Annotated in this window: 16 protein-coding genes; 8 read left to right on the top strand and 8 right to left on the bottom strand. The window is 55.3% G+C overall.

Translation table 11 applies throughout. The features are described 5' to 3' along the window. Nucleotides 1-7: 7 nt before the first annotated feature. Nucleotides 8-2,104 carry a 3-hydroxyacyl-CoA dehydrogenase NAD-binding domain-containing protein gene (locus JJO78_RS00715; RefSeq protein ID WP_273622670.1) on the bottom strand — a complete coding sequence of 699 codons (2,097 nt, stop codon included), beginning with the start codon at nucleotides 2,102-2,104 and terminating at the stop codon, nucleotides 8-10. A gap of 180 nt (nucleotides 2,105-2,284) precedes the next feature. Here JJO78_RS00715 and JJO78_RS00710 point away from each other — a divergent pair, with 180 nt between their 5' ends. Beyond that, a complete protein-coding gene (locus JJO78_RS00710) occupies nucleotides 2,285-2,905 on the top strand; it encodes a TetR/AcrR family transcriptional regulator (protein ID WP_273622669.1) in 621 nt (206 codons plus the stop codon). After that, nucleotides 2,895-3,713, top strand: a complete 819-nt coding sequence (locus JJO78_RS00705; protein WP_273622668.1) for a hypothetical protein — start codon at nucleotides 2,895-2,897, stop codon at nucleotides 3,711-3,713. The genes JJO78_RS00710 and JJO78_RS00705 overlap by 11 nt, the downstream gene beginning before the upstream one ends. 4 nt (nucleotides 3,714-3,717) lie before the next feature. On the opposite strand, the gene JJO78_RS00700 is transcribed toward JJO78_RS00705, so the two are convergent. Together JJO78_RS00700 and JJO78_RS00695 are read right to left on the bottom strand one after the other, a co-directional pair. Next, nucleotides 3,718-4,590 carry an alpha/beta fold hydrolase gene (locus tag JJO78_RS00700; RefSeq protein WP_273622667.1) on the bottom strand — a complete coding sequence of 291 codons (873 nt, stop codon included), beginning with the start codon at nucleotides 4,588-4,590 and terminating at the stop codon, nucleotides 3,718-3,720. 66 nt (nucleotides 4,591-4,656) lie between these two features. Continuing rightward, nucleotides 4,657-5,565, bottom strand: a complete 909-nt coding sequence (locus tag JJO78_RS00695; protein WP_273622666.1) for an alpha/beta hydrolase — start codon at nucleotides 5,563-5,565, stop codon at nucleotides 4,657-4,659. 110 nt (nucleotides 5,566-5,675) lie between these two features. Between JJO78_RS00695 and JJO78_RS00690 the strand changes: the two genes are divergently transcribed. From JJO78_RS00690 to JJO78_RS00665, 6 genes are all read left to right on the top strand, one after another. Beyond that, the gene (locus JJO78_RS00690) at nucleotides 5,676-6,680 is read left to right on the top strand and encodes a GlxA family transcriptional regulator (protein WP_273622665.1); all 1,005 of its coding nucleotides are present in this window, start codon (nucleotides 5,676-5,678) and stop codon (nucleotides 6,678-6,680) included. A gap of 35 nt (nucleotides 6,681-6,715) precedes the next feature. Beyond that, nucleotides 6,716-7,690, top strand: coding sequence for a 23S rRNA pseudouridine(2604) synthase RluF (rluF, locus tag JJO78_RS00685; RefSeq protein WP_273622664.1), 975 nt, complete (start codon nucleotides 6,716-6,718; stop codon nucleotides 7,688-7,690). 79 nt (nucleotides 7,691-7,769) lie between these two features. After that, nucleotides 7,770-8,402: a MarC family protein gene (locus JJO78_RS00680; protein ID WP_273622662.1), complete on the top strand. Its 633-nt coding sequence runs from the start codon at nucleotides 7,770-7,772 to the stop codon at nucleotides 8,400-8,402. Beyond that, nucleotides 8,402-8,956 carry a gamma-glutamylcyclotransferase gene (locus JJO78_RS00675; RefSeq protein WP_273622661.1) on the top strand — a complete coding sequence of 185 codons (555 nt, stop codon included), beginning with the start codon at nucleotides 8,402-8,404 and terminating at the stop codon, nucleotides 8,954-8,956. Before JJO78_RS00680 ends, JJO78_RS00675 begins: the two co-directional genes overlap by 1 nt. Before the next feature lie 184 nt (nucleotides 8,957-9,140). Further along, on the top strand, nucleotides 9,141-9,575 hold the full coding sequence (locus JJO78_RS00670; protein WP_273622660.1) for a hypothetical protein: 435 nt from the start codon (nucleotides 9,141-9,143) through the stop codon (nucleotides 9,573-9,575). 689 nt (nucleotides 9,576-10,264) lie between these two features. Further along, nucleotides 10,265-11,365: a nucleotide kinase domain-containing protein gene (locus JJO78_RS00665; protein ID WP_273622659.1), complete on the top strand. Its 1,101-nt coding sequence runs from the start codon at nucleotides 10,265-10,267 to the stop codon at nucleotides 11,363-11,365. Nucleotides 11,366-11,432: 67 nt separating this feature from the next. On the opposite strand, the gene JJO78_RS00660 is transcribed toward JJO78_RS00665, so the two are convergent. Genes JJO78_RS00660 through JJO78_RS00640 form a run of 5 tightly spaced genes read right to left on the bottom strand, consistent with a single transcriptional unit; the run spans nucleotide 11,433 to nucleotide 15,274 of the window. Beyond that, nucleotides 11,433-12,500 carry a MazG nucleotide pyrophosphohydrolase domain-containing protein gene (locus JJO78_RS00660; RefSeq protein ID WP_273622658.1) on the bottom strand — a complete coding sequence of 356 codons (1,068 nt, stop codon included), beginning with the start codon at nucleotides 12,498-12,500 and terminating at the stop codon, nucleotides 11,433-11,435. A gap of 1 nt (nucleotide 12,501) precedes the next feature. After that, entirely contained in the window at nucleotides 12,502-13,275 is a 774-nt protein-coding gene (locus JJO78_RS00655) for a hypothetical protein (protein WP_273622657.1), read from the bottom strand. Continuing rightward, nucleotides 13,276-13,923 carry a C1 family peptidase gene (locus JJO78_RS00650; RefSeq protein ID WP_273622656.1) on the bottom strand — a complete coding sequence of 216 codons (648 nt, stop codon included), beginning with the start codon at nucleotides 13,921-13,923 and terminating at the stop codon, nucleotides 13,276-13,278. A 2-nt stretch (nucleotides 13,924-13,925) separates the two neighbouring features. Continuing rightward, nucleotides 13,926-14,933, bottom strand: coding sequence for an ImmA/IrrE family metallo-endopeptidase (locus JJO78_RS00645; RefSeq protein WP_273622655.1), 1,008 nt, complete (start codon nucleotides 14,931-14,933; stop codon nucleotides 13,926-13,928). Continuing rightward, nucleotides 14,930-15,274 carry a helix-turn-helix domain-containing protein gene (locus JJO78_RS00640; protein ID WP_273622654.1) on the bottom strand — a complete coding sequence of 115 codons (345 nt, stop codon included), beginning with the start codon at nucleotides 15,272-15,274 and terminating at the stop codon, nucleotides 14,930-14,932. The genes JJO78_RS00645 and JJO78_RS00640 overlap by 4 nt, the downstream gene beginning before the upstream one ends.

Here is a 15,274-nt window from a genome sequence, read left to right as displayed (position 1 = left end):
GGACCGGTTATTTGGCGTCGAAACCTTTGCCTTCTTCGGAACGCTTGGCCAACAGGGCCGCAGGCTCCCAGAAACCAGGCTGGGTGTGGCGGTCTTCGGTGAAGGCCTGCATGGCGCGCACCACGTTGGGCAGCCCGACTTCCTCGGCGTAGTGCATAGGGCCGCCGCGGAACACGGGGAAGCCGTAACCGGTCAGGTACACCATGTCGATGTCAGAGGCGCGCTGGGCGATGCCTTCGTCCAGAATCTGGGCGCCTTCGTTCACCAGCGCATACACGCAACGCTCGACGATTTCCTGGTTGCTGATCTTGCGCGGGGTGATGCCCAGTTCGGCGCGGACCTCGTCCACCACCTTGTCCACTTCCGGATCGTGCAGGGCGTTGCGGTTGCCCGGCTCGTAGCGGTAGAAACCGGCACCGGTCTTCTGGCCGTAGCGGCCCATTTCACAGATACGATCGGCCAGCACCATCTTCACCATGTCCGGGTTTTCTTCGTACTGGCGCTTGCGGATGGCCCAGCCGATATCGCCGCCGGCCAGGTCGGCCATGCGCAGTGGGCCCATGGCAAAGCCGAACTTCTCGATGGCCTTGTCGATCTGCTGCACGCTGGCGCCTTCTTCCAGCATCAGCAGGGCTTCGCGCTGGTACTGGTTGATCATGCGGTTGCCGATAAAGCCGTCGCACACGCCGGAGACCACGGCGGTCTTCTTGATGGTCTTGGCGAGTTTCATGGTGGTGGCCAGTACGTCCTTGGCAGTTTTCTCGCCACGGACGACTTCCAGCAGCTTCATGATGTTGGCCGGACTGAAGAAGTGCAGGCCGATCACGTCTTCCGGGCGTTTGGTGAAGCTGGCGATCTTGTCCAGGTCCAACGTCGAGGTGTTGGAGGCCAGGATCGCGCCCTGTTTGCACACCTCGTCCAGCTTCTCGAACACGGACTGTTTGACGCCCATCTCTTCGAATACGGCTTCGATCACCAGATCCACGTCGCTCAGTTCGTCATAGGTGAGGGAAGGTTTGAGCAGAGCCATCTTGGCCTTGGCGTCGTCTTCGCTCATGCGGCCTTTCTTCACACGGCCCTCGTAGACTTTGCGAATGGCTTCCACGCCACGGTCCAGGCCTTCCTGCTTCATCTCCACCAGCGTCACCGGAATGCCGGCGTTCAGGAAGTTGATGCTGATGCCGGTGCCCATGGTGCCGCCGCCGATTACGCCGACAGATTTGATGTCTCGGGTCGGGGTGTCAGACGGCACGTCGGCAATCTTGCTGGTCAGGCGCTCGGAGAAAAACGCGTGACGCAGGGCGCGGGATTCTGGCGTTTGCATCAGGTTGACGAACGCTTCGCGCTCCACTTCCATGCCCTTGTCGAACGGCATGGTGACGGCGGCTTTCACGGCTTCGACGCACTTCAGCGGGGCCGGGTAGTTCTTGGCCATGGCACCCACGGTGTTCTGGGTGAACATGAAGAAGCCTTCCGGGTTCGGGTGCTTGGCTTTCAGGTCGCGCACTTTTTTCAGTGGAAGGTTCTCGCTGACCACCTTGGTGGCGTAGGCAATGGCCGCGTCCAGCAATTCGCCGTCGATAATCTCATCGAACAGGGCGCTGCCCTTGAACTGTTTGGCAGGTACGACGCTGCCGGAGACGATCATATTTACAGCGTGCTCAGCTCCGATGACTCGTGGCAGGCGTTGAGTACCGCCGGCGCCTGGCAGCAGGCCCAATTTTACTTCCGGCAGGGCGATTTGCGCGTCCGGCTTGGCGATGCGGTAGTGGCAACCCAGGGCCAGTTCCAGTCCGCCGCCCATGCAGGCGCCGCTGATGGCCGCGATCACCGGCTTGCGGCTGCTTTCCACGTAGTTGACTACCGTGTTCAGGTTGGGTTCGGCAAAGGCTTTGGGAGAGCCGAACTCGCTGATGTCGGCGCCGCCGGAGAAGGCACGGTCGGAGCCGATCAGTACCACGGCTTTCACTGCATCATCGGCTTCTGCCTGCTGGATACCGTTAACAATACCCCGGCGGAGTTCAAGGCCCAGGCCATTGACGGGCGGGTTGTCGAGTCGGATGACGGCGATGTTGCCGTTCACATCGTAATGGGCAGTACTCATGTAGCAGCTCCCTGTGGATAGTAGGCGGTGTACGGAAGACCTGTTGAATTATCCATACACTGGTGTATTGTTTGTCCATACACTAATGTATGTTTTGGGCGGGGTCAACGCTTTCAAACATGGCTCCGCTGTTGATGTAGAATTCACACCCAACAGCCAGTAGCAGGACCAGATTCCACCATGACGGATGTCAAACCTCAGAAACGCCGCAGCCGCAAGACGCCGGAAAAAGCTCAGTTGACCCGCGACGACTGGCTGGATGCGGCCGCCGGCGAGGTTGCAGCCGGTGGTTTCAGCAACCTGAGGGTGCTGACCCTGGCAAAAAAGCTGGGTGTGACCCGTGGCAGTTTTTACTGGCACTTCAAGGACCACGAAGACCTGGTGGTGCGTTTCCTCAACCGCTGGCGGGACCGGCGTCTGCACGAGCTTCAGTACTGGAAACCCAAGGGTGGGGATGTCGAAACCGAATTGCGGCAAATTCTGGAACTGTTGCTCACGGATGCGTCCCGTAATATCCGTCGCCTGCAGGTGGAGCTGGCGGTGCGGGATTTTGCCCGCAGAAATGACTACGCGGCTGATCTGGTCACGCAGGTGGACGAAGCGCGCATCAACCAGAACTGCGAGCTATATGAACGGCTGAGCAGCGATCCCCAGCGCATTCGCGATCTGTCGCTGCTGATGTACGTGGCCACCATCGGCTCCCAGGTGGTGCTTACGGGGAAGAAGGGCGATGCTGAAACCATACGCCGGGTGGAAGACTTGATGGCGCGCGTGGCGTTGGGGCAGCGTGATGACGGTTAGATGGCTGGCCCTGATCCTGCTGGGGCTCTGTGCCGGTGCCGTTCTTGCAGCCGGAGATGAATGTATGGACGGCGCCACCACTGAACTGGAACAGATGTATTGTCGCGTAGTGAGCGAAGGGCTTGGCGGGGGCTTGCCGTCCCCCACGGATTTCAAGCGCAACGATCCGCAGGTGCAGGCATTGCTTCTGCGGCGCCCTGCCGGGCGACTGGGCCTGGAAGTGCCTGAGCCGGGTGCTCCCGCGCAAGCCGACTCCAGCCCCGGATCGTCTGGCGCGGAACCGGAACCCGTTCGAACCGGGTCTGAAGAAGACCCGCCGCAAAGCGGGTTGCTTTCGGATTGCCAACTGGAAGGCCAGCGCATTGCCTGTCCCCGGCAGCGCTATGATCTGGTCTCAAACCAGCCCAACAGCCAGCTGGCGGAAGGGGCCCTGGCGGAGGATAACCGCCTTGGTCTGCGTCCGTTCGAGGGCAACCGCGATGATTCAGAGGCCGTGCGCCGATACCTCTCCAAGGCGTACGACCGCTACATCCCCAAGATGGTGGACATCGGCCTGGGCGCCAACACCATGAGCTTCACGGCGTTCCACAACGCCTTTCACACCATTGAGGATGGCGGCGTCGACTTTGCCCGGCGTATGGAGCAGACCTTCACCTTGCTGAAGCAGGACAAGAAAAAACTCGCGGTAAAAGCCCGTTACCACAACGAGCTTCCGCAGGACCTGTCCCTGTGCACGGTGATCAACCGCGAGATCGTGGTGTGTGACAACGTCGGCACCAACTGGGTGTACGTCAGCCCGTCGAGGTAATAGCTCAGGCTGTGTCCAGGAAATCGTTGAGATACCCGGCGACGGCTTCGGGTTGCTCTTCCTGCAGGAAGTGGCCAGCCTCCACCTCCTTCACTCGCAGGTCTGCGAAGCATTCCTCAATATGATTGAGGTACTCCGGAATGATCACCTTGTCCTTGTTGCCGTAGATATACAGGGCGGGCATGGGCCACGTATGGCCCGCCGTGGTGGTCCAGCGTTTGGCGTCTTCGTGGAAGGTGCGGTAGTAATTGGAGCTGGTACCCGGCGTTCCCGGAATCCGGAAGGTGCGCACGTATTCGTCGAACGCGTCCCGTGGAAACGGTTCGCGGTTCCAGGTGCGCAGGAAATGCCCCAGCCAGGTCTCTTCGGCGCCGGGAATCATCGCTTCAGGCAGGCCTGGCGTCTGCATGAAGTGCTGATACCAGTAGGCTGCACCGCTGCTGGCGCGGACCTTCTCGATCACTTTCTGGTTGCCCTTGAGGTTGTTGATGATGGCGATGTTCATGATCACCAACCTTTGCACCCGGTCGGGAATGGCCAGTGCGACTTCCTGGGCGACGATGCCGCCCCAGTCGTGGCCCACCAGCTGAAACTCATCAATACCGAGCTGGTCCAGCAGGCTGATCACATCCTGTGCCATTTCCTGCTTGCGGTAGTGTTCGATGTCCGGGCTGCGTTCACTGTCACCCAGTCCTCTCAGGTCGGGGGCGATGATGCGAAAGCCCGCCTTCAGATACGCTGCCACGTGCTCCCAGCAGTAGGAGCTCTCCGGCCAGCCGTGGATCATCACCAACGCCTTGCCACCGGGTGCCCCGCCTTCTCGCCAGGCGAAGCGTCCCCGGGGTGTTTGTCGCTGTTTTGGTTCAGACAGGTGCATGGCTGGGCTCCGTGAATGCGAATGGTACTGCTGCCAGACCATAAACGGACTGACGCAATCGCGCAATCAGAGGGTGTCCACCGGCCTGCCCAGATCCCGGAGCACCGTGTCCACAACCATGGGGCTCCATAGCAGGCGGTGGTGGCCCAGGCCACGGGTGCGGAGTACGTTGGCATTTTCCCAGTTGTTGAAAACCCGTTCACTGTCGTCTGGCGAGATGGAGGTGTCATCGTTATCAATGACCATCAGGCCCCGCTGGGTGAGGGTCTGTGACAGGGCTTCCAGGTCCAGTTGCTCCCAGACGGATTTGCCGAAACGCTCCTCCATCAATTGCAGATGCACCGCCAGAACGTCCTGGCTCAGGCCGAGTTGACGGCCCAGGTTATCCATCACCGCCGTGAGGCTGACAGGGGGCGCCAGCATGACCAGATAATCAGGCTGGAGACCGTCCGCGATTGCGCGGGCAGCGGCAATGCAGCCAATGGAATGGGCCAGCACCCCGTGGACCCGGCCGACGCTGGCCGCCACCCTGGCAACGACTTCGGCCATTTCGAACAGGTTGGTGCTCTCGCCCTGGGCACGGCCGTGGGCGGGGGCGTCGAACAGCACCACGCGATAGCCGGCTTCCACCAGCGGGTTGACCCAGGCGCCGAACTGGATGCCGGCACCGGCCCAGCCGTGAACGCCCAGAATCACAGGCCCCTGGCCCCAGGAGTACACTGGAATGGTGCGGGCGCCGTGCTGGAGTTGGGTATAGCTGTCGGCCTTGTCCAGCAGGTATTCATAGCGGGACGGCATGGGCAGGCGCGAGGGCCTGAACGCCATGCGGTTAACCAGCCGGCCGGCTTTTTCAGGAGCCATTCGACCGTAGAGTTGAAGTGCCAGGCGGATGGGCGAAAACCCCTTCGGGCCTTCAACCTTGTGGGTTGTCGGTCGCTCGAAGATCACTGATTGAGTGTTCAGTTGTGAGGTCATGGTGAAAGTCCTTCTTCCAGTGGTAGTGGATGACAGGTTCAGGTTAGGGCTTGCGGGTTGCCAGCAGGAGTGTCATATTTGACATATAAAGTGCTGAAAGGGCCATTTCCATGTTCAACGTTGCCATTGTTGCCTTTCCCAACTGTCATGCCTCCGGTGTGCACGGCATCATGGATTTCTTCACCGTTGCCAACTTCTGCGGCCGCGCTCCGGCTGGCCACAGCGAGCCCCTGTTTAATTGCCAGGTGGTGACGGTGGACGACCAGCCAGTCCGCGGGTACAGCGGTGCGGTGGTGACGCCAACCTGCAAGCGTGGGGATTTCGAGCCGGACCTGATCGTGGTGGGCTCCTCGGTGGAAGCCGCCGTGGGCGCGGAACGGCTGGAGCAGACGCTCGCACCCTCAAGACCGCTTTACGGCTGGTTGCGGGAAGGCCTGGAGAGGGGCGCCGTGCTGGCGAGCGTCTGCACCGGCAGTTTCGTACTGGCGGAGGCGGGTTTGCTGGACGACCAGGTTGCCACCACCCACTGGCGGGCAGCGCCGCTGTTCCGTGCCCGCTATCCGCACCTGCGCCTGGAGGAAGACCAGTTGCTGGTGGATAACGGCCGCATCATCTGTGCCGGCGGCGCCACTGCGTTTGTGGATCTGTGTAGTTACCTGGTGGAGCGCTTCTCGTCACCGGCGGTTGCCCTGGCCTGCAGCAAGATGCTGGTGCTGGACGGCCGCCGGGCGGAGCAAACGCCCTACATGGCCTTCTACAGCCAGAAAGCCCATCAGGATGACGCTATCCGCAAGGCACAGTCCTGGCTTGAACAGCACTACGCCGATGCACTGACCATCGACGAAGTGGCTGCCGTAGCGGGCCTCGGCACCCGCACCTTCAAGCGTCGTTTCAAGGAAGCCACTGGCGAAACCCCGATCGGCTACCTGCAGCATCTTCGGATCGAGGCGGCCAAGCACCTGCTGGAATCCAGCCGCGAACAGACTGCACGCATCATCTGGAGTGTGGGTTACGAAGATGCCAGTTCGTTCCGGAGGCTGTTTAAACGCACGGTAGGCTGTACCATGGAGCAATACCGCAAGCGTTTCAGCTATGTATCCCCAAAAGTGGCCTGATGCCCCGACGATCCCCGACCGAAGACAGGACTCCCATGCCCGGCAAAAACTCCACCCGCCTCAACAAATACATCAGCGAGAGTGGCATGTGTTCCCGGCGGGAGGCCGACCGCTATATCGAGAACGGCAACGTTGCCATTAATGGCAAGGCGGCCCAGGTGGGCGATCAGGTGCTGCCCGGTGACAAAGTCACGGTGAACGGTCAGTTGATCGAGCCGCGAGACGAAGAGGACCTGATCTTTATCGCCCTCAACAAGCCCGTGGGCGTGGTCAGCACCACCGACCCGGCAGAGCGCCGCAACATCGTTAACCATGTTGGCCACGGCGAGCGGATCTTCCCCATTGGCCGACTGGACAAGGACTCCCAGGGGCTGATTTTCCTCACCAGCAATGGCGATCTGGTGAACAAAATCCTGCGCGCGGGCAACAACCACGAGAAGGAATACCTGGTCACCGTCAACAAGCCGGTGACCGCAGAATTCGTGCAGGGTATGAGCGCCGGGGTACCGATACTGGGTACGGTCACCAAACTCTGCCAGGTCGAAAAGGTGTCCCGTTTCGTGTTCCGTATTACCCTGGTTCAGGGCCTGAACCGACAGATTCGTCGCATGTGCGAGTTCTTTGATTACGAGGTCACGAAGCTCGAGCGTGTGCGCATCATGAATATCAGCCTCAAAGGACTAGCAGTCGGAGAGTGGCGGGATCTGGGGCCGAAGGAGCTGGCCGGGTTGTTTGACATGATCCGCGATTCGTCCTCGGAAGTGAGCCCCGAAACCCGTAGCGAAACGAAAAAGCCGGCGAGCAAGCGGCCTGGCAAAAAGCCCGGGACATCGCCATCGGGACCGCGTGGAAAGGGCGCAAAGGCAGGACAGCCCGGTAGGCCAGGAAAGCCCGCTGGAAAACACAGCAAACCCTCGCGCCCGGGAAAACCCGGCAAGCCGGGAAAGCCAGGAAAGCCAGGAAAGCCAGGAAAGCCACGCAAACCCAGGCAAAGCAGCGTTAAGCGCTAGAATACGTTCACTTCCGTACGGCACGAAGGCGCCACTGTCGCTATGCTATACCGCTTTTACCCCTGACCGGATATTCCGAATGTTTGAAGCGTTTATCAGTACCTACATCAGCAGCACGATCCGCTTTATGTTCCTGCTGGCGCCGTTTTTCGTGGTCACCATGTTTCTGGCGTTAACCCGGGGGCTGCCGGCGTCTGAAAAGCGTTCGATTATCCGCCGTTCCACCGTATCCGCAATGATTCTGGGGTTGGTACTGTTCTTTGCCGGCCCACTGTTGTTCAGTGCCATTGGTATTACCCTGAACTCGTTCCGGATCGGTGCCGGCAGCCTGCTGTTCCTGACCGCCATCAGCCTGGTCACCAGTGGTACCCGTAACCATGCCACCGGGCTGCCGGATGAAGACCGCGATGACATTGCCGTGGTGCCACTGGCGATTCCGGTGATGATAGGCCCTGCGACCATCGGTGCCATCCTGGTTTACGGGGCCGAGCTGAACGCTGTGCCGGAAGTGGCCGGAGGGCTTCTGGGGCTGGTGTCGGGGCTGGTTATCCTGGCGGTTTTACTGCACTTGTCCGGATACCTGGAAAAGGCGCTGGGTAAGACCGGGCTGAACATACTCTCCAAGATCAGCGGCCTGATTCTGTCTGCCATGGCGGCGGAAATTGTACTAACAGGCATCGCTGGATTTATTGCTTCCACGTCGGCCACCTGATGTCTTTCGATACCGTAGCGCACAATCGCAGTCGCCAGCAGTTTGACGGGGTGTCCTCCGTGTGGCTGTTCGGTTATGGCTCGCTGATTTACAAGGTGGACTTTCCGTTCCTTGAACGACGGCCGGCCACAATTGAGGACTGGGCCCGACGTTTCTGGCAGGGCTCCCATGATCATCGCGGTACTCCGGAGGCTCCCGGGCGTGTGGTCACGCTGGTCAGCCAGCCTGGTGCGACATGCAAGGGCATGGCCTATCGGGTATCACCGGACGTGTTTGAGCACCTGGATGTACGTGAGAAGAACGGCTACCTGCGCTTCAGCACGACCATGACATTTGATGACGGTAGCAATGCGGAAGGCCTTGTTTATATTGCCACCGAGGACAACGCTGCTTTTCTGGGGCCCGCTTCGACGCTCGACATTGCCAGCCAGATTGCGCGCTCCTCAGGCCCCAGTGGCCCCAACAGCGAGTATCTGCTGAAGTTGGCGGACGCTTTGCGTGCGCTGGGGGATCATGATCCCCACGTGTTCGAGCTGGAATCCCATCTGCTTTGATTCGGTGTTTGACAGTTAGCCAGCCACGGCACCTGTAAAGACTGTTCGCGCTTACGTAAAACAAGTGCAAAGCCGCCGCCGATCGCCTGACTTTCCCCGGAAGTTCCGTACTCTGAAATTAGGGAGCAGCCACAGAGTGTTCGTGGATGCTAATCCGGGATCTGAAAAGATCGGGAGAAGAACGATGAAAGCATTTCTGATTGGCAGTTGTCTTGTTGGCCTGATAATGGCCACCAGCCCGGTTGTGGCAGACTCTGACAGGCGGGAGAACCACAGGGCAGGGTTCCACCAGAAAGTGGACCACGACAGGGGCATACCCCACCACAAGAAGCTTCTGTCATCCCGGCACCGCGATGCGGATGCACACCACGGCCACCGGGATCGCAAGCATGGCTGGAAAAACAAGGCTAACAACCGACACAAACACGGTTGGAAGCATAAGAAGTACCACCAGAAAAGGCATGGTTACCATGGCCACAAGCGCCATTGGAACAAACACCGTCACCATTACCGGGATGATCGTGGCACCCATTTTCGGTTCTACTACAACAACGGCACCTACCCCATGGAGTATCAGGTGCTGCAGGGCGCTCAGCTACTGATTGACGTCACTCGTTGATTGTTGGGATTGAAGCCCCTCGCCGGCGCCTGTGAACGGCGCCGGCTCTTTAGTCCAATCATTATCAGCGGGGATTCTGCCTCAAAAAAAGACCGCTTCTAAACAAAGGCGAACATTAGTGCCTCTCACCCTGCAGGCAGTTTTCAGCCGTTCCGGATCGGACATGACTGCAGCGGCCAATGGCCGTAATCTTCGCGTCAAAGATTGTATTTTACGTGGCTTTTAGATTGAGTTAATCAATCAGAAAAGATAGGAGTGATTCCGCCTTGTCTAAAGGCATTCGTTGGATATGTTCCTTTAAGCGGAGCCTCGCTAACTGTCCGCTTTGAGCGCGGGGTTCTTCGCTTTGAAGTGGCTCCCCCTCTCCCGTTATCACCCAGTGCAAACTTGGTTTCGTTCCGTCTTGGCCAACATTGGTAGCGAGTAGATAGAGCTTTTCTGCGTCAGGGAAAGTTTTTCCCTGCCAAACTCGCCATAGCGTTGTGGTATTGCTATAGCCCATCCTTGAGGATGCTTCCTTATCAGTCAACTCTAGAACATCATGTACTAGCACTTTGAGTCGTGCGCACATTTGGGTCCGGAGCTGTGAGTTTTTTCTAGTTCGCGACATTCTTTGATAATAACAGTTGAATTTGATAATATCATTATATAATTACACTGAAAGTACGTTCAACCGGGAAGCGCGAAATATGGTAACTACAACAAGCAAGGTGCTCAGAAAGAGCCCATCTATGTTCGTGAGGATGCGCAAGCCAAAACCTTCCTTGGTGTTCGATACCTACTGGCGCTTTGCAGCCGAGAGGCAAAACGTCTTCATGAGGCGTGTAAAAGGGAAGCGTATGCCATGGACCGAAGATCCAATTATCTCGGCTCACAAGTTTACTAATGCTTACCGGGCGTCCGACCGTGTGAGTCAGTACCTCATCAAAGAAGTCATTTATGGAAAGCGTTATGGGCTGGAAGATACTGTTTTCCGGATAATACTCTTCAAAATATTCAATAAAATAGAGACTTGGGAATTCCTATCGAATGAGTTGGATAAGCAGATTTCCCTTGATGCGTTCGAGTCGAAGCACTTTGGTAAAATGCTAGATGCAGCGAAAGCTCATAAAGGAGCCATATACTCCGCAGCTTACATTATGCCATCTGGGAAAACCCATGGGTCTGGAAAGAGCTCTAAGCACCAGTTTCACTTAGAGCTACTGGAATCGCTCAAATGGTCCGGATTTTTCTCAGAGATTGCGAGCGTTAGCTCGATGGAGGAAGGCTATAATATGCTGCTTTCGTTGCCTTCAATTGGAGCGTTTCTAGCTTATCAGTACATTACCGATCTCAATTACTCCGATCATTTCGATTTTTCAGAAACAGAGTTCGTCATGCCCGGTCCGGGAGCTCGTGATGGGATTCGAAAGTGTTTTAGTGATTTTGGAGATTACAGTGAGGCCGACATCATTAAAATGGTGTGTGAACAGCAAGAGGAGCACTTCGACAGGCTGGGGTTGAGCTTTCAGTCGTTGTGGGGAAGGCCCCTAAAGCTGATAGATTGCCAGAACCTTTTTTGTGAGGTAGATAAATATTCTCGAGTTGCACACCCGGAGTTTGCGGGGCGTAGTGGCAGGACTCGAATTAAGCAAAAATACGCGCCAAGCTCCCGAGAGAGCATTTCACCTTGGTTCCCACCCAAGTGGGGACTCAATGAGAGTATCCGAGCAGAGGCTTTGCCTGATGTGTCCGAAAAGACTCAAGCGTTTAGCTTCTCGGAAGGCTCTAGTCTCCCCCTGTTTGCTTGACTGACTTGATGTCTTTTTGACGCTCGGCGATCTGAGTGTATGTTTTTAGAAAAAATGCCGGTATCGTCTAGGACTTAGTGATTTCGATAGATCTCTGTTCAGCGTCGAATGATATTTTCCCTGTGAAGCCATTTCGCACTTCTCGAAAAATGCCCATGGCTTTTAAAATGTAATCTTGCCATTCCCATGGTTCAGCGGACTCGACTTCATACCCTTGGACTAGGCTTTGGATTAGTTTGATGAGGTCAGCATCTACTCTCTTGATGTTTTCTAGATAATTTTTAGTTCGAGAGTATGCGAATATTTGACCCACGATTGCCTCTTCTAGTATTGCGGCTCTTGCACCATCCTCCACTTCATCGATTCGGGCATCGCTCTTTCTTTTCTTTTTTAGCATCCGCCTAAATACGGGAGACCATCCGAGGCAGCATGCCGCTGACAAATGAAAAATATCATGATATCGGTATCCGTCGATTTCGTGGTTATTGTCTGTCAACCGATCTCCCAAGTGCATCCCGTCAATAGAAATGATTAGTTCATTCGGCAGCCCCTGGTCTTGATGCTTAAGCTCTAGAAAACTGACCTCGAACTTTCTAGGAAGCCTTTCGTATTCCGGAAAGTTTTGATCGTACCTCGCCGCCGGTTTTTCAGCATCTTCCAGCCAATGAGCACGAATTTTTTTAGACGACGCCACCGCGACGCTTGCCATGGTTAGCCCAACAGCATTAACCATATTGGCCAGCTCTTGGAATACTTGATGGATATTTGCTGCTGTACTGCTGGATGCTTTTGAAGATCGTGTGTCGTTCACCATGAGCTCAGTGACGCTTTCTTCAACAGCGAGGAGGTGGTGAAACAAATCCCTCGTTTCTTTAGGGATAGGCCACGACTGCAACTTCTCGCCGCGACTATATGAGATTACGACCAGGTACCACAGAAGATCCCCAAGTTCTTCCTTCAGGTGCTCGTCGTACCCTTCATAAGAGGACGAGTCACGGATGCCCCTTTTGAGGACCGTAGCAAGCGAACCTAACTCCCCAAGGAGTCCAAGAGGGGCTATCTTCCGTTGCTCTTTGTCCGTCCAGTCAATTACAGATGTCTTCAGCGCTAACTTTAGGTACTCGTCAGGAAGCAACTTAGGTCTCCTTGTTCAGGAAATTTTTTCCAAGTTCGTTTCGTGCTTTTCGGGTTTTTCCTTGTGGGTAATCAAGCTTCGCATAGGTTGCGTGACAAACAAGCGAGCCAGGGGCAAGGCCAGTTTCGTTGGCTACGAATTTAAGAAGACGAGCTAAGCCAAGAAAGTTTCCGAGTGCTTTACTGAAGTAGTACTGACTTCTATAGAGGGCTGTTAAGTGGACCGCTTTGCAGTCTTTCGAAAGTTTGAAGCTGAGATGGCTCATACAAGGAAAGGCGCGGATTGCTTTACCATTTTGGCTGATGGAAATATCACATGGCTGCGCTACTGCGACTTCGTAGCATAGTCTTATTCTCGTGCCGTTCTGGCCTGTTTGGCTCTTTATTCTAGATATTATGTTTTCAAGTGGGCGTGTCGTCGCACCTTTGCTGTCCACTCCTCTCAAGATGCGGTAGGCATATGTTCCTTGTTGGTTCGCGCTAAATCTCCGTACCTGGGGATAAACCACATCTGGGTAGACACTATAAACGCCTTTAGCTTTGTGACGTCTGTACTCTGATGCTGGAAAGATTGTCTCTGCGACTGTATTCACCGGATTCTTCGTGAGGTATTGGTCGATCCATTTTTCTACTTCGCGATCCTGTTTTGTGCTGCTGCACGGCTCGTCTATCTCGATAATTAGATTATATAGTTCGTTTTCAGGTGCGGAAGAAAGCTTTTGCACCGCCTTTAGCCATGCCTCCGACCTAGATACTCCATTACAGACTTCTATCACTTACGCCTCCAGCTCTGCTACGTTTGCCGCCTTATTTGAGTACAGGCACTTTGTGATCCAACCATGGCCAGCGTCTCCCCATGAGTCTCCCCAGCTATTCCTCACGAGAATTACTAGCTCGCCTGATGGAAGCTCACCGTATCCAACTGCTAGCACCGCATGCATTCCTCTCGTGCCGACCTCGTCACTAAAAATCGCTGATGGGTCATTGCGCAAAAACCCCTGAGTCACCTCAAGTCCAAGCACAAACAATTTTCCTTGTGAGAGGCCTTGGATTATTTCATCGAATTTAGGAAGCTTGATGAGCAAAATAGCTTTGTAGAGAGGTGTGTAGTGCGATTTATCGTATTTGAGAGGCCTTGTCAGCTGCTTGGAGGTAGGATCGTAAGGGAACTTATGTTCTAGTGGTTGTCCTTGGTTGTGCAGAGCGAGCGCTATTGATTCAAAAGTAAATCCGCTGCCTCCACACGTCTGGTTGTTTGCTGCATGGAGAGCTAAGTATTCCACTGATAAGCAGTCTTGGGTTCCATTGGAGTAGGAGTTCGCATCACTCGCGGCGAACGTCAGGCACTGTGGGCGCGACCCTTGATCACGTATTCCAGGTAGCTGAGCTCTATAGTCGCAAATAACTTTGACGGGGCTAGACATAGTCAGAGGGCCTCCCGTGCAACTCGTGGAAGCCCTTCTTCACGACCTCGAAAATCGACGTTTATTCCGAACTGGTTGATATATTCCCGATCTCCCCATGATCTACACTCTGTAAGCAGAAGATCGACTTTAGATTCTCCCGTAAACGTCAGGTGTCTAAGCACCGGGGAACCGAAAACACCTTCAGGCGAAGCTCCACTTCTCTTATCATCTAACCAGTGTACGAGTGGGCTAATGTCGGGAACTGTCCACTGAAATCCTCCTGACGTATGTTCTGGAAGAGACATAATGACGTGGTCGCCGGGCTTTAATAACAGCTGCCGACCGTGATCGGTTTTGTCCAAAAGAATCACATCAGAATGCGGGTGCTCGATTGAGGTCCCCTCGTCTATGCATTCTTGCTTGATCTGCTTTGGGGTGAACTGTGTGAGGCGGTTCAGCGCCTGAAAACTAACTAGTTCATTGGACCTGAGGGCATAGCAGGTGGCTTGATAGCTTGTTCCGAGTCTCAATGCCAGTTGATAAACGTTCTTTGGGTTCATTATTCCCGCTTTGTTCAACCCCATTTTTTTGCAGGTGCTAACAATCAAGGCTTTTGGCATTAAAAATTCGGAGGCGAACATCTCAGCTTCAGCTTCGAAAATGGGTACATCAGTAGGCGCTGTTTCGGCTCGCTGCAAGCTCTCTTGGTCATTAATATTGTGGGCGTCGTCCACGCTGTTGCCATGCCCCATACATAGATGGCCGAGCTCATGAGCGGCCGTGTAGCGTTGCCTAGCCGGATTAAGCGCATCCGAAGATGAGATAAGGATGCCTTTTTCCGGGCTTGATAAATAAACACCGAGCACGCCTTCGAGGGGGCGGAAGAGAAGTGGTACATCTAGGTCAATGATTGATTTGTAGACATCTATTGGCCGAAGTCCTTCTCTAATTTCAGACCTCAAGTTTAGTTTGCGATGCAAGTCGCTAGCAGCCGCTGTAGCTTTGAGGCGCGCCCCTCGAATATTCATTCACTCGTCCTTGTTTTCTTTCTTGATGCCAGGAACTGAGCAAACTGGACAAGCTCAGTCCGATCATTGTCGGAGAGGTTCTTGTAGTTTCTTGCGAGAAGTGCGATTGCTGGGTCTTCTTCATTCGAATCGTTGTCAGTAAAGTAGCTTACTGGTCGGTGGTAAAGCGAGGAAAGCTTAACAAGCTCATCGCTTCTGACTCGACGGCTTCCCGACTCTATCAATGAAACAGCAGAACGAGGAATGCCTAGATGCTTTGCCACGAAATCCTGAGAGAAGCCCATATATTTTCTTGCCTCCCTGAGTCGTTCAGCTATGAGTCCGATTTCGTCATTGCTCAT

The sequence above is a fragment of the Marinobacter sp. DS40M6 genome (assembly GCF_028581595.1).
Lineage (GTDB): Bacteria > Pseudomonadota > Gammaproteobacteria > Pseudomonadales > Oleiphilaceae > Marinobacter > Marinobacter salarius.
The sequence above is the reverse complement of the archived record's forward strand: the minus strand, read 5'-3'. Positions and strand labels throughout refer to the sequence as shown.